12 protein-coding genes and 3 tRNA genes are annotated in these 12,752 nt (G+C 74.4%); 12 read left to right on the plus strand and 3 right to left on the minus strand.

The window, feature by feature from the left end; translation table 11 throughout:
- Positions 1–9: 9 nt before the first annotated feature.
- Both ACFQ8T_RS12800 and ACFQ8T_RS12805 read left to right on the plus strand, forming a co-directional pair.
- Positions 10–981, plus strand: a complete 972-nt coding sequence (locus ACFQ8T_RS12800; RefSeq protein ID WP_430546909.1) for a ketopantoate reductase family protein — start codon at positions 10–12, stop codon at positions 979–981.
- The gene (locus ACFQ8T_RS12805) at positions 978–1,571 is read left to right on the plus strand and encodes a CGNR zinc finger domain-containing protein (RefSeq protein ID WP_430546910.1); all 594 of its coding nucleotides are present in this window, start codon (positions 978–980) and stop codon (positions 1,569–1,571) included. Before ACFQ8T_RS12800 ends, ACFQ8T_RS12805 begins: the two co-directional genes overlap by 4 nt.
- A 175-nt stretch (positions 1,572–1,746) precedes the next feature.
- Here ACFQ8T_RS12805 and ACFQ8T_RS12810 read toward each other — a convergent pair whose 3' ends face one another.
- Positions 1,747–2,319, minus strand: coding sequence for an NUDIX hydrolase family protein (locus ACFQ8T_RS12810; protein ID WP_429762424.1), 573 nt, complete (start codon positions 2,317–2,319; stop codon positions 1,747–1,749).
- A gap of 111 nt (positions 2,320–2,430) precedes the next feature.
- Here ACFQ8T_RS12810 and trxA point away from each other — a divergent pair, with 111 nt between their 5' ends.
- Positions 2,431–2,808 carry a thioredoxin gene (gene trxA / locus ACFQ8T_RS12815; RefSeq protein ID WP_430546911.1) on the plus strand — a complete coding sequence of 126 codons (378 nt, stop codon included), beginning with the start codon at positions 2,431–2,433 and terminating at the stop codon, positions 2,806–2,808.
- Between the two features lie 69 nt (positions 2,809–2,877).
- On the opposite strand, the gene ACFQ8T_RS12820 is transcribed toward trxA, so the two are convergent.
- Together ACFQ8T_RS12820 and ACFQ8T_RS12825 are read right to left on the minus strand one after the other, a co-directional pair.
- A tRNA-Leu gene (locus tag ACFQ8T_RS12820) sits at positions 2,878–2,959 on the minus strand.
- 25 nt (positions 2,960–2,984) lie between these two features.
- Entirely contained in the window at positions 2,985–3,491 is a 507-nt protein-coding gene (locus tag ACFQ8T_RS12825; RefSeq protein WP_430546912.1) for a peroxiredoxin, read from the minus strand.
- Positions 3,492–3,680: 189 nt separating this feature from the next.
- On the opposite strand from ACFQ8T_RS12825, the gene ACFQ8T_RS12830 reads away from it, so the two are divergent.
- The 9 genes from ACFQ8T_RS12830 (at position 3,681) to ACFQ8T_RS12870 (ending at position 12,750) form a co-directional block, all read left to right on the plus strand.
- Positions 3,681–3,977: a GroES family chaperonin gene (locus ACFQ8T_RS12830; protein WP_429762689.1), complete on the plus strand. Its 297-nt coding sequence runs from the start codon at positions 3,681–3,683 to the stop codon at positions 3,975–3,977.
- A gap of 40 nt (positions 3,978–4,017) precedes the next feature.
- Positions 4,018–5,211: an acyl-CoA dehydrogenase family protein gene (locus ACFQ8T_RS12835; protein ID WP_430546913.1), complete on the plus strand. Its 1,194-nt coding sequence runs from the start codon at positions 4,018–4,020 to the stop codon at positions 5,209–5,211.
- A gap of 81 nt (positions 5,212–5,292) precedes the next feature.
- Positions 5,293–5,368, plus strand: a tRNA-Lys gene (locus tag ACFQ8T_RS12840).
- 77 nt (positions 5,369–5,445) lie between these two features.
- Positions 5,446–5,521 (plus strand) — tRNA-Lys (locus tag ACFQ8T_RS12845).
- 202 nt (positions 5,522–5,723) lie between these two features.
- Positions 5,724–9,686, plus strand: a complete 3,963-nt coding sequence (locus ACFQ8T_RS12850) for a metallophosphoesterase (protein ID WP_430546914.1) — start codon at positions 5,724–5,726, stop codon at positions 9,684–9,686.
- Positions 9,683–10,960 carry a HupE/UreJ family protein gene (locus ACFQ8T_RS12855; RefSeq protein WP_430546915.1) on the plus strand — a complete coding sequence of 426 codons (1,278 nt, stop codon included), beginning with the start codon at positions 9,683–9,685 and terminating at the stop codon, positions 10,958–10,960. The genes ACFQ8T_RS12850 and ACFQ8T_RS12855 overlap by 4 nt, the downstream gene beginning before the upstream one ends.
- Before the next feature lie 17 nt (positions 10,961–10,977).
- Positions 10,978–11,409, plus strand: a complete 432-nt coding sequence (locus ACFQ8T_RS12860; protein ID WP_430546916.1) for a pilus assembly protein CpaE — start codon at positions 10,978–10,980, stop codon at positions 11,407–11,409.
- Between the two features lie 49 nt (positions 11,410–11,458).
- Positions 11,459–12,238: a tRNA (guanosine(46)-N7)-methyltransferase TrmB gene (gene trmB, locus ACFQ8T_RS12865; RefSeq protein ID WP_430546917.1), complete on the plus strand. Its 780-nt coding sequence runs from the start codon at positions 11,459–11,461 to the stop codon at positions 12,236–12,238.
- A 164-nt stretch (positions 12,239–12,402) separates the two neighbouring features.
- The gene (locus ACFQ8T_RS12870; RefSeq protein ID WP_429762414.1) at positions 12,403–12,750 is read left to right on the plus strand and encodes a DUF485 domain-containing protein; all 348 of its coding nucleotides are present in this window, start codon (positions 12,403–12,405) and stop codon (positions 12,748–12,750) included.
- The last annotated feature ends 2 nt before the right edge of the window (positions 12,751–12,752 follow it).

Genomic DNA, 12,752 nt, shown 5'->3' on the forward strand with positions numbered 1-12,752 from the left:
GACGACGACGTGCCGTACACCGACGACCTGACCGACGACCGGCTTCGCGTCCTCGTGCACGGCGCGGGCGGGATCGGGCTCTACGCGGCCGCCCGCCTCGCCGCGGCCGGGCACGACGTGACGGTCAAGGGCCGCGCCACCACCGTCGCGGCGCTCCGGGACGCCGACCTGAGCGTGCTGCGCGACGGCGTCGCCACCGCCGTGCCCGGCGTCCGCGCGACCGACCGCGTCCCCGCGGGCGAGGAGTTCGACCTCGTCGTCGTCGCGACCAAGTCGTGGCAGGTGGCCGACGCCGCGCGCGAGATCGCGCCGGTGGTCGGCCCCGGCACCCGGGTGCTCACGACGCAGAACGGCGTCGACGCCCCCGACCGCCTGGCCGCGCACGTGCCGCCCGAGGCCGTGCTGGCCGGGACCGTCGTCGTCATCGCCCGGCGCGTGAGCCCCGGGCAGGTCGAGGTCGTGGGCGGCGAGGCGACGCTCACGGTCGGGCGCCCCGGCAGTGTCGCGCCCGACGACGCCGACCGGCGGGTCCTGGCCGCCCTCGAAGGGGCGGGGATCGGTGCGCGTTGGACCGACGACGTCGCCAGCGCGCTGTGGAAAAAGCTCGCGCTCGTCGCGTCCTACGGGGGCGTGGGCGCGCTGGCGGGTGCGACGGTCGGCGAGACGCGCACCACCCCCGAGACCCGGGACCTGGTCGAGAGCGCGATGCGGGAGGCGCTCGCCGTGGGCAACGCCGAGGGCGCCCGCCTCGACGACGCGGACCTCGCCGACATCCTGCGCACCTACGAGTCCGGCTTCGCACCCGGCACCACCACGTCGCTGCAGCGCGACCTCGCGGCCGGGGTCCCGTCCGAGCTGGCCGACCAGAGCGGGGCCGTCGTCGCGCACGCCGACGCGGCCGGCGTCGACGTCCCCGTGCACCGCGCGATCTACGCCTCCCAGCTCCCGCGCGAGCACGCCGCACGGCGGGCGTCGTCGTGAGCCGCGGGCACGGTGTCCCCGCCCTCTCGCTCGCCTGCGTGGCCGGGCTGGTGAACGAGTGGGGCACCGAGCCGCGACGCGTCTCCTCCCGGCCGTGGGCCGGGTATCCCGGCGCCGCCTCGGTGGAGCGGCGGTCGCTCGCGGAGGCGTGGGTCGCCGGCCCGGCGCCGGACGACGCGGCGGTCGTCGCGGCCGCGGACGCCGTCCACCCCGTGTTCGCCGCGACCCGTGCCGCCGAGCGCGCGCGGCTGCTGGACGCCCTGGTGGGGGCGCTCGGCGTCGTGCCGCGGATCGGGGCGGGCGACGGGGCGGAGGACCTCGCGCTGGGGTGGTCGGTGCCTCGGCGGGACGACCGCCTGACGGCGGCGCTGGCCGTCGCGCTGCTGCCCGCACCCGCAGGCCCGCACCCGGTCCGCGCGCCGCGGCTGGGCGTCTGCGGCGCCGGCGACTGCGCCGACGTGTTCGCCGACACCTCCCCGCGTCAGGACCGCGCGTACTGCTCGTCGCGCTGCCAGGCGCGCGAGCGGGCGCGGACCCGTCGCTCCGCGGAGCGTCGGGTGGTCGCCGGCCCGGCTCGTCGCGTCCGGTAGCGCACGAGAACACGACCATGTCGGTCGCCTGCCGCCCGCGGGCCGACTGCGCGATGTGCTGCACGGCAGGGCGTCGAGGTGCGCGACGCGACCAGCGCGATGACGAGCTCCATGAGCACTTCATCGAGCGGGGGGACGGCGACGAGCAGGTGCGTGGGGCCCGCCGCCCGCCGGCTCACGACAGGCGACCCACCCAGGCCATCGCCTGCTTCACGATCGTGCCCTGCCCGTGGATCATCTCCGCCTGCACGGTGTCGCTGCACGCCTCCTCGGGGGTGAGCCACGCGAGGTCGAGCGCGTCCTGCTGCGGGCGGCAGTCGCCGGTCACCGGCACGACGTACGCCAGGGAGACGGCGTGCTGGCGGGGGTCGTGGTACGGCGTGATGCCGGGCGTGGGGAAGTACTCCGCCACCGTGAACGGCTGCGGCGACGCCGGGACCTGCGGCAGCGCGACGGGTCCGAGGTCCTTCTCGATGTGCCGCAGCAGGGCGTCGCGCACCCGCTCGTGGTACAGCACGCGTCCGGAGACGAGCGCGCGCGTCATGGTGCCGAGCGGGGTGACGCGCAGCAGCAGGCCGACGGCGACCACGTCGCCCGAGTCGTCCACGCGCACGGGCACGGCGTCGACGTAGACCAGCGGGAGCTGCGCCCGCACGGCGGCGAGGTCCTCCGGCGTGAGCCAGCCCGCGGGCTGCGACTCGTCGGGATAGAACTCGTCGTCGGGGGGAAACTCGGCCGTGTCCGTCACACGTCGTTTCTACCAGCCCGGACGGCGCGCCAGCGCGCGGGCAGGCCGCGACGGGAATACTGGGGGCGGCGCCGGTGCTGTGCCGAGGAGACCCCCATCGGAAGGACACCCATGGCCACCGTCGAGCTCACCGACGACACGTTCGAGAAGACCGTCACCGACAACGACATCGTGCTGGTCGACTTCTGGGCCGAGTGGTGCGGCCCGTGCAAGCAGTTCGGTCCCGTCTTCGAGGCCTCGTCCGAGGAGAACACTGACGTGGTGCACGCGAAGCTCGACACCGAGGCGCACCAGCGCATCGCCGCCGCCGCGGGCGTGAGCGCCATCCCGACGCTCATGGCGTTCCGCGAGGGCGTGCTCGTCTTCAACCAGGCCGGCGCGCTGCCCGCGCCCGCGCTCAAGCAGGTCGTGGACGCCGTCAAGGGCCTCGACATGGACGAGGTCCGCGCCCAGATCGCCGCCGCGAACAACGGTTCGCCGCAGGCCTGATCGCCGCACCGCCAGCACGCGCACGACGGCCGCCCCGGGAGCTCCCGGGGCGGCCGTCGTCGTTCGCCGTGCGCGAGGCGGGACTCGAACCCGCACGTCCGAAGACACTGGTACCTAAAACCAGCGTGTCTGCCTGTTCCACCACTCGCGCGCCGGGTCAGTCTAGGCAGTCACCGTCAGTCGAGCCCCAGGGTCTTGCGCACCCGGGCGACGTGGCCGGTGGCCTTGACGTTGTACTGCGCGACCGCGACCTTGCCCTCCGGGTCGACGACGACGGTGGAGCGGAGGACGCCCACGTACGTCTTGCCGTAGTTCTTCTTCTCCCCCCACGCGCCCCAGGCCTCGAGCGCCTCGTGCTCGGTGTCGGCGAGAAGGGGGAAGGTCAGGGCGTCGCGCTCGGCGAACGTCGCGAGCTTGTCGACGCCGTCGGGGGAGACGCCGACGACGGCGTAGCCCGCGCCCTGCAGCGAGGCGAGGGAGTCGCGGAAGTCGCAGGCCTCGGTGGTGCAGCCCGGCGTCATCGCGGCGGGGTAGAAGTACACGACGACGCCCTGGCGGCCCGGCTCCGCCAGAGCGTCGGCCAGCGAGAACGTGCCGGTGGTGTGGCCGGTGCCGGCGGGGTCGGGCAGGACGGCGGGCAGCTCGAGGGCGGGGGCGGTGTCGCCGACGGCGAGACGGGTCACAGGTGCTCCTTGGTGTCGAGGTCGTGCGGTGCGCGGCGACAGCGTCCGCGACGGGGTCCGTGACCGAGTTCGCGGGAGCTCGCGGGCGCGCGCTCGGCGTCGAGCCTAGACGCCCGGGTCGTCTAGCGTCGTGCCGTGACCGACCGCGCGCCCCGCACCACGCCCGACAGCAAGCCGCTGCCCATCCGCATGCTGCACGACCGCCTGCTGGTGCAGCCGGAGGTGGACTCGGCGGAGCGGCAGTCGACGGCGGGCCTCGTGATCCCCGCGACCGCCGCCGGCGCCAAGCGCCTCGCGTGGGCGCAGGTGGTGGCCAAGGGCGAGCACGTGCGCCAGGTCGCCGTGGGCGACCGCGTGCTCTACGACCCGGAGGACCGGGCGGAGGTGGACCTCGGCGGCACGGACTACGTGCTGCTGCGCGAGCGCGACGTGCACGGCGTCACGGAGACCGAGGACGAGGGCGGCGCGACCGGCCTGTACCTCTGACGTTCGCCGCCGGCACGGTGGCGTCTGCCACAGTGACGTCATGACGGGTGACCCCCTGGACCTGCTGGCGCTCGACGACGAGCTCAGCCCGACCGAGCGCGAGAGCCGCGACCGGGTGCGGGCGCTGGTCGACGAGCACGTCCGCCCGCACGTCGCGCGCTGGTTCGCGGACGGCGTGTTCCCGCTCGAGCTGGTGCCCCGCCTCGCCGAGGCGGGGCTGCTCGGCATGCACCTGCACGGGCACGGCTGCGCGGGCCGGTCGGCGGTCGAGTACGGCCTGGCGATGGCGGAGCTGGAGGCGGGGGACTCCGGGATCCGCACCTTCGTCTCGGTGCAGGGCTCGCTCGCGATGACCGCGATCGCGAAGCACGGGTCGCCCGCGCAGCGGGAGCGCTGGCTGCCGGGGATGGCGGCGGGCGAGACGATCGGGTGCTTCGCGCTCACCGAGCCCGGCGCCGGCTCCGACCCCGCCTCGATGACGACGACGGCGACGCGCGTCGGCGACGAGTGGGTGCTGTCGGGGCGCAAGCGCTGGATCGGGCTCGCGTCGGTCGCCGACGTCGCCGTGGTGTGGGCGCGCGCCTCCGACCCGACCGAGGGCGTCGAGGAGGCGCGGCCGCGGGTGCGCGGCTTCCTCGTCCCGACGGCGACCCCCGGGTTCGTCGCGACGCCCATCGAGCCGAAGCTGTCGCTGCGCGCGTCGGTCCAGTGCGACGTCGTGCTCGACGACGTCCGGCTGCCCGCCGACGCCATCCTGCCGGAGCACCCCGGCCTGGCCGGGCCGTTCGCCTGCCTGGCGGAGGCGCGCTACGGCATCGCGTGGGGCGCGGCCGGGGCCGCGCGCGACAGCCTCGACGCCGCCCTGCGGCACGCGGGGGAGCGGGTTCAGTTCGGCCGGCCGCTGGCGGCGTTCCAGCTCACGCAGGCGAAGCTGGTCGACATGGCCCTGGAGGTGTCCCGGGCGCAGCTCCTGGCGCTGCGGCTCGGGCGGCTCAAGGACGACGGGCGGCTGGAGCCGCACCAGGTCTCGGCCGGAAAGCTGGCGAACGTGCGGTCCGCGATCGAGGTCGCCCGGACCGCCCGCACCGTGCTCGGGGGCGACGGCATCACGCTGGAGCACTCGCCGATGCGGCACGCCGCGAACCTCGAGTCGGTGCGCACGTACGAGGGCACCGACGAGGTGCACACCCTGATCCTGGGCCGGCACCTGACCGGCCACCAGGCGTTCCGTTGACCTGTCGTGCAGGTCACAGCGCTGTCCGGCCGCGACGGTTTCCCGGCAGCCCCGCACGGCTGGTAATGTTTCACCCCGCCAGCGCCATTAGCTCAATTGGCAGAGCAGCTGACTCTTAATCAGCGGGTTCGGGGTTCGAGTCCCTGATGGCGCACCAGCACGAGGTCCCCGTACCGCGGGGACCTCGTCGCGTGAGGACCTCCTGGTGCGAGCCTGCGGGCGTCCTCTGGCCACGCGCCATTAGCTCAATTGGCAGAGCAGCTGACTCTTAATCAGCGGGTTCGGGGTTCGAGTCCCTGATGGCGCACCAGCAAGCCCCGTCCGGCAGTGCCGGGCGGGGCTTCGTCGTCCCCGGAGCAGGTGGCGTCCAGTGGTCGTCCAGAGTTCTCCCGGTCGCCCCCGGCACGCACCGGGGAGTTCACCGGCCGCCACCACGCTGTCGTCCCGGGTGAGCCCGGGCTGCCTGGCGGGAGCGCCCTTCCCTCATCGACGACAGGAAGGACGGCACGCTGATGCGGCCGAACCCCCCAGGACGCCTGCGGGCGTCCACCCTCGCCGCCGGTCTGGTGGCCGCGGCGCTGGCGCTCCCCGGCGCCGGCGCCGCGCCCGCCACTGCGGCTCCCGAGATCCCCGACCCGGCCGCGACGGCGGTGGGCGACCGGTTCCCCGGGTTCCCCGGCTGGCCGGACGACGCGCCCGCCGAGCGGGGGAAGAAGCCAGGCAGGCCCGGGAAGCCCGGCACCGCGCCCACGCTGGCACCGGAGGACGGCGCCCACCTCGAGGGCACGGTGCGGTTCGCGGCCGACCCGACCACCGCGGGCGACCCGGTCGGCCGGATCACGGTGGACGGCGCGGACCTGCCCGGCCTCGCGGCGACGGCGGGCACGTCCGCCCTGACGTTCGACGTCGGGAGCAACTCCGCCGACGTCGCGTTCGCCAACTACCTCGTCGTCAACGGCCACCGCGTCGACCAGGACCGCACCTGGGTGTCGGAGCGCGTCTCCGTGCCCGTGCCGAACGAGTGGCTCGTCCAGGGCACCAACACGGTCGAGATCCACGCCGGCGGCAAGGACTCCTCGTGCGGCGTGAACTTCGACGACTTCGTGGTCTCGGAGCTCCAGCTCGAGCTGCTCGGCGAGACCGCCGGCGACGCCGGGAACTCCTTCGGGTACTCGATGGGCGACGGCTCCTGCGGCAGCAACACCTCCTACGTCAAGGAGGCGACGGTCTCGTTCGAGGTCGGGTCCGTGCCCGGCGCGACCACGGGGCTCGCCGCGGACGTCGACACGACGGCGCTCGCCGACGGCGCGCACGAGGTGGTCGCGACCACCCGCTCGGGGGCCACCGCCACGCACACCCTGCGCGTGAACAACTCCCCGGTCGGGGCCCCCGCCCTCTTCCCGGAGGACGGCACGCTCACCCGCGGGGTGCAGACCGTCACGGCGTCCGCACCCGCCGACGGCGACGGCGGCACCGCCGCGCTGACGGTCGACGGCGAGCCCGCCGCCGGCCCGACGACCCTCGGCGAGGGGGTGTCGGTGTTCTCGTTCGACGTCGGCACGAACTCGATCGAGACGCGCTACCAGAACCACCTGCTCGTCAACGGCACCCGGCTCGACCTGCGCGGCGACGGCGGCCGCGACCTCGTCTCCGAGCGGGTCCAGGTGGGCGTGCCGAACCGCCTGCTGCACCCGGGCGAGAACACGATCGCGCTGGTGGCGGGCGACGTCTCCGCGTCGTGCGGGGCGAACCTCGACGACTTCACGGCGTCGGGCCTGGCGCTGGGCCTCGCGGACGGCACGGTCACCCCGCCGGCCGACCTGCAGGCCTCCTACGCCATGGGCGACGGGAGCTGCGGCTCGTCCAGCACCGCGCTGCCCAAGGTCGAGCTGGTGTGGACGATCGACGCGCCCGGCGTGACCGCGTTCCCCGCCCTGGGGCACGGCGAGGCCACGGTCTCGTTCGTCGTCGGGTCCAACTCGCTCGACGGCTCCGCGACCAACGCGCTGCGGATCAACGGCATCGAGCGCCGCATCGACCAGACCATCGTCGGTGGCCGCGGGGAGATCACGTTCCCGAACGAGTGGCTCCTGCCCGGCTGGAACGAGATCGACGTGGTCACGGGCGCGTTCGCGAACGACTGCAACCTCGACGACTTCACCGTCTCCGACGTCGTCCTGACCCCGGCGGGCGGCGCGGCGCAGCAGCAGGACGCGGCGCCGTCGTACGCTCTCGGCGACGGCACGTGCGGCTCGAACCTCAACTCCTTCCGCCAGGTCGACCTGCACTTCCTCGTCGACGCCCCGGCGCGCGGCCTGCGCGCGGACGTGGACACCTCGGACCTGAAGGACGGCGAGCACGAGCTCGCCGCGGTCTCCACGACGGGCGAGACCGCCACCCGGGTCCTGGAGACGGACAACTCCGCGCCCCGCGTCGCGTCCGCGGCCCCGGCCGAGGGCGCGCGGGTCACGTCGTCCGTGCCCCTCGCGGTGGAGCTGAACGACGCGCACGGCGTCGTCGGCGACGCGCAGGTGACGCTCGACGGCGAGGCCGTCGCGCTCGGCGACCCGGTCGGCCCGGGCCTGTCCGCGGGCGAGCACACCCTCGAGGTGGCGACCGCGGACTCGCTCGGCAACACGGCGACGCGCGAGATCACCTTCACGAGCGCCGGCGTGCCCGACGTCCCGACCGACCTCGCCCCCGCCCGTGGCACGACCGACGTCGACTCGCCGGTGACGCTGTCGGCCCGTGTCGCAGGCCCGGACGACGGCACCGTCACCGCGACGTTCGCGCAGGCGGACGTGCTGCTGCCGGGCGAGGTCCGGCAGGGGACGGCCGACGTCGTCCCGACGGAGCTGAACCCACGCGGGGCGAAGAAGGCCCCCGCGAAGGGCCTGGCCGCGGGCGACGGGAAGACCCTCGCCTCCCCGAAGGCCGACGCCGTCGCCTACCAGCGTTTCGACGTCCGGGTGAAGTCCCGCGAGGAGCACCCGGTGGTGCGCTGGAGCGGCACGGCCGACCCGGCGCGCGAGGTGTCGCTGCTGGTGTGGGACACGACGGCGAAGGCGTGGGACACCCTCGCGGCGTCGCGCGGTACCGCCGACGGCGACACCGTCCTCGTGGCGCCGGCGGGTCCGGAGCACCGCGACCGCGGCGTCGTCCACCTCATGGTGACGGCCACCGACCCGTTCGCCGACGACCTCGACGCCGGCCCCGAGGGCTTCGCCGACCCGGCGGACTACGACTTCTCCGTCGCGCACATGACGGACACCCAGTACCTTTCCGAGGGCGCGGTCGAGCAGGAGACCGCCGAGGAGCGGGCGATCTGGGAGTCCGCGTACGCGGGCGTGACCGAGTGGATCGCCGCGAACGCCGAGGAGCGCAAGATCGCGTTCGTCTCGCACACCGGTGACCTCATCGAGAACAACATCCGGGAACCGCAGGACGACGCCATGCGGGACCAGGTGACGGGCGAGTTCGAGGTCTCCTCCCGCCAGCAGGCGAAGATCGACGGCATCCCCAACTCCGCCGTCGCGGGCAACCACGACAACTGGTCGGGGGCGGACGGCGGTGCCGACACCTACAACCGGTACTTCGGCCCCGACCGGTACGAGGCCGCGGCCGAGTCCTGGGAGGACGCCGAGTACGGCTCGTGGCGCGAGGGCGACAACTCCAACCACTACGTCCTGTTCTCCGCGGGCGGGCTGGACTTCGTCGCCGTCGGCATGGGGTACGGCGTCACCCGCGAGGAGGCCGAGTGGGCCGACGGGATCTTCGAGCGCTACCCCGACCGCAACGGCATCCTCATGACCCACGCGTATCTCGCGGCCAGCACGCAGAAGGACGGGCGCAACGCAGGCTTCGCCACCCCCGACGGCTCGCCGCTGTACAAGTACGTGGTCGAGCCCAACGACAACGTGTTCCTCGTGCTCGCCGGGCACGTGCACGGCGTCACGACCAACGTGAGGCCAGTCGGGGAGATCGCGGACGGCGTCGTGGAGCTCCTCGCGGACTACCAGGCGTTCACGGTGCCCGCGCAGCGGGTGGGCCTCGGCACGATCGGGGGCTACGACCCGTCCGAGCGGCTGCGTTTCGGTGCCTCGTACTTCCGGCTCCTGCAGTTCGACGTCGACCGGGCCGAGATGAGCGTCGACACCTATTCGCCGTTCCTCGACGACTTCGGGGCCGACGAGTGGGACCCGGACGCCCGGTACGACTCGACCGCCGACAACATGGTGCTCCCGGTGGACCTCACCACCCGCACCACGTCGCTGGTCACCGACTCGCTGGCGGTCTACGCGCCCACGCGGGTGATCGGCACGAAGGCCGTGGCCTCCGGCGCGGTCGCGTCCGTGCGGTGGGACGGCCTCAAGCGGGACACGCAGTACGCGTGGGTCGTCACGGCCACCACGCGCGGCGGCGGCGTCACCGCCGCCGAGCCGGCCCTCTTCACCACGCGGGGCGGCACGCGGTGACCTTCCCCACCCCGGCCAGGACGGCGTCGCGTCGCGGCGCCGTCCTGGCGGCACCCCGGCTCGTCGTGACCGCGCTCGTCGCCGCCGGGATCGCCGTTGCCGGCACGGTCGGCGCGGCCGGCCCGGCCGCCGCCCACGACGCCACGACCGACGCGTACGCGCAGGTCACGGCAGGTGACGGCGCGGACGTCCGCGTCGAGCTCGACCTGGAGTACGACCTGCTCATGAAGTCCGCGTGGCTCACGGCCGAGGCCTACGACGCACGCGGCCAGGCCGCGCAGGAGGCCCAGCTCGCCGAGCACGCCGACGAGGTCGCCGCCTACGTCACCGAGCGGTTCCAGGTGGGGGCGGGCGACGACCTCTGCACCCCGGCGCTCGCGGCGGACCCCACGGTCGGCGACCGGGGCGGGAAGGCCTACGCCACGGTCGTGCTCGACTACGCGTGTCCCGCCGGGGACGCCGGACGCCCCGGGACGCACACGCTGTTCAGCGCCCTCTTCCCGGACGCCGAGTCGTTCGTGCACACCACCGAGACGATGGTGACCTACGGCCTCGACGGCGAGGAGGGCTCGGCGGTGCTCACGCCGGCCCACCCCACCGTCACGACGGGCGGGCAGGGCACGTGGCAGCGGCTGGGGGAGTTCTTCGTGTTCGGCGCGGAGCACCTGTTGCTCGGCCCCGACCACCTGCTCTTCCTGCTGGCCCTGATCGTCGGTTCCCGCCGCCTGCGCGACGTCGTCCTGGTGGCGACGGCGTTCACCGTGGCGCACTCCGTGACGTTCCTCCTCGCGGCGACCGGCGCCGTGAGCGCGCCCGGGGCGGTGGTCGAGCCGGTCATCGCGCTCTCGATCGCCGCCGTGGCCGCCGGGCACCTCTGGGCCGTGCGGCCGGGCGCACCGCCGCGGCTCGACGCGCCGGGCGTCGTCGCGACCGAGCCACGTCAGCAGGTCTGGCGGCGCTGGCACGACCTGTCGAGGTCCGACGTCGTCCGGATCGCCGTCGTGTTCGCCTTCGGCCTCGTGCACGGGCTGGGCTTCGCGGGCGCGCTGGGCCTGGACGAGCCCTGGTCGTGGGGGCTGCTCGGGTCGCTGCTCGTCTTCAACGTGGGCATCGAGGCGGTGCAGCTCGGCATCATCGCCGTGCTCTACCCGCTGCTCGTGCTGCTGCGCCGGCGGGCACCGCGGGCGGGCCGGTGGGTCACGGCGGTGGTCGCCGCCGCCGTCGCGGTCGTGGGGCTCTTCTGGCTCGTGCAGCGCGTGCTCGGTCTCGGGTGAGGGGCCAGGATGGGGCGATGATCTCCACCGAGCTCGCGGCCCGGCTGCGCGACGCGGGGCTGGTGTGGCGCCCCGCCGACGGCGACCGGTTCCGCATCGACGCCGCCGACCTGTCCGCCGAGGTGTTCACCGTCAGCACCATGACGATCGAGGCGCACGACTACCCGACCGGCACCATCCTCGGGTTCAACGGCACCACCGAGTGGGCGCTCGACTCGGTGGCCATCGAGGACGCGCTGTGGCTGCCGCGCGAGGACCAGCTGCGCGAGCTGCTGCGCTCCACCTTCCGGGGGCTGACCCGCACCACCCCGGGCGCGGGGGAGCGGGGCGGGGCCGAGCGCTACGACGTCGAGGTCGAGCTGCTCGGCGAGGTGCGGACCTTCACGGGGGCCGACCCCGCCGAGGCCTACGGCGCCGCGCTGCTCGCGCTCGTGGAGCTCAGCGCCTGAGCGCCGGCGCCTGATCCTCGGTGCCCCGTGCCCCGCTTACCCTGGGGGCGTGCCTGATCCCGTGACGTCCGAGCCCGTCGACCCGCGCTACCGCCGCCAGCCCGTGAGCTTCGTGCGGCGCAGCGCGCGCCTCACGACCGCGCAGGGCAAGGCGTGGGACACCCGCCGCGACCGGTACCTCGTCGACGTGCCGCGCGGCGCCGCCGTGACGTCCGTCGACCCGTCCTGGACGTTCGACCCGGCGCGGGTCTTCGGCCGCACCGCCCCGCTGGTCGTGGAGATCGGGTCCGGGCAGGGCGAGGCGATCGTCGCGGCGGCCGCCGCGCACCCCGAGCGCGACCACCTCGCCGTCGAGGTGTACACGCCGGGCCTGGCGCAGACGATCGTGCGCGCCGGGCACGCGGGTGCCGACCCCGGACGGGACGGCGGCGCGCCCGGCAACGAGCTCGACAACCTCCGGCTGGTCCAGGCGGACGCCGCGGAGCTGCTGGCCACGGCGCTGCCGGAGGCGTCGGTCGAGGAGCTGTGGGTCTTCTTCCCCGACCCGTGGCACAAGTCCCGGCACCAGAAGCGGCGGCTCGTCACGCCGGCGTTCGCCGAGGTCGTCGCCCGCGTGCTGCGGCCCGGCGGGGTGTGGCGGCTCGCCACCGACTGGTCGCACTACGCCGACCAGATGCTCGAGGTGCTCGAGGCCTCCGACGCCTTCCGGAACGCCCACGGGCCGGGGGAGCGGGCGCCGCGGTTCGAGGGGCGCGTGCTCACGAGCTTCGAGAAGAAGGGCTCCGCCGCGGGCCGGGGCGCGACCGACCTGGAGTACGTGCGCCGCTGAGCCCGGCTCCCGTACCGACGCGCCGCCGACCTCGTCGCCCGACCTGGGACGCGCCCGGGAAGTGACTTGCGCCACACGGCTCGGCTCTAGCAAGGTGTGCCACGCGAAACGTTCTCGAACGGGGCAGCGTGGCCCCGTCGGACGCCTGAGCCATCGGAGGCATCATGAGCGACCTGTCCACCGCGGGGCCGCCACCGGGAGAGACCGAGTACCAACGGGTGCAGCGGTCGGACGAGTTCCAGGGGCTGCGGCGCGCCTTCCGGAACTTCGTGTTCCCGATGACGGCGCTGTTCCTCGTCTGGTACTTCGTCTACGTCCTGCTCGCCAACTACGCCCACGACTTCATGAGCATCAGGCTGGGCGACAGCAACATCACGGTGGGGCTGCTGTTCGGGCTCGGGCAGTTCGTCTCCACCTTCGTCATCACCATGCTCTACGCCCGCTGGGCGAACAAGAAGTTCGACGCGCGGGCCGACGCGCTGCGCCGTGAGATCGAGGAGGGCGAGCTGTGAGC

It is taken from the genome of Isoptericola sp. NPDC056618 (assembly GCF_042792715.1).
Lineage (GTDB): Bacteria > Actinomycetota > Actinomycetes > Actinomycetales > Cellulomonadaceae > Isoptericola > Isoptericola nanjingensis.

Excerpts from the sequence above, each read along its gene's own strand:
- trxA (WP_430546911.1), top strand. The coding sequence starts at position 2,431 with ATGGCCACCGTCGAGCTCACCGACGACACGTTCGAGAAGACCGTCACC.
- ACFQ8T_RS12830 (WP_429762689.1), top strand. The coding sequence starts at position 3,681 with ATGCTGCACGACCGCCTGCTGGTGCAGCCGGAGGTGGACTCGGCGGAG.
- ACFQ8T_RS12835 (WP_430546913.1), top strand. The coding sequence starts at position 4,018 with ATGACGGGTGACCCCCTGGACCTGCTGGCGCTCGACGACGAGCTCAGC.
- ACFQ8T_RS12850 (WP_430546914.1), top strand. The coding sequence starts at position 5,724 with ATGCGGCCGAACCCCCCAGGACGCCTGCGGGCGTCCACCCTCGCCGCC.
- ACFQ8T_RS12860 (WP_430546916.1), top strand. The coding sequence starts at position 10,978 with ATGATCTCCACCGAGCTCGCGGCCCGGCTGCGCGACGCGGGGCTGGTG.
- ACFQ8T_RS12870 (WP_429762414.1), top strand. The coding sequence starts at position 12,403 with ATGAGCGACCTGTCCACCGCGGGGCCGCCACCGGGAGAGACCGAGTAC.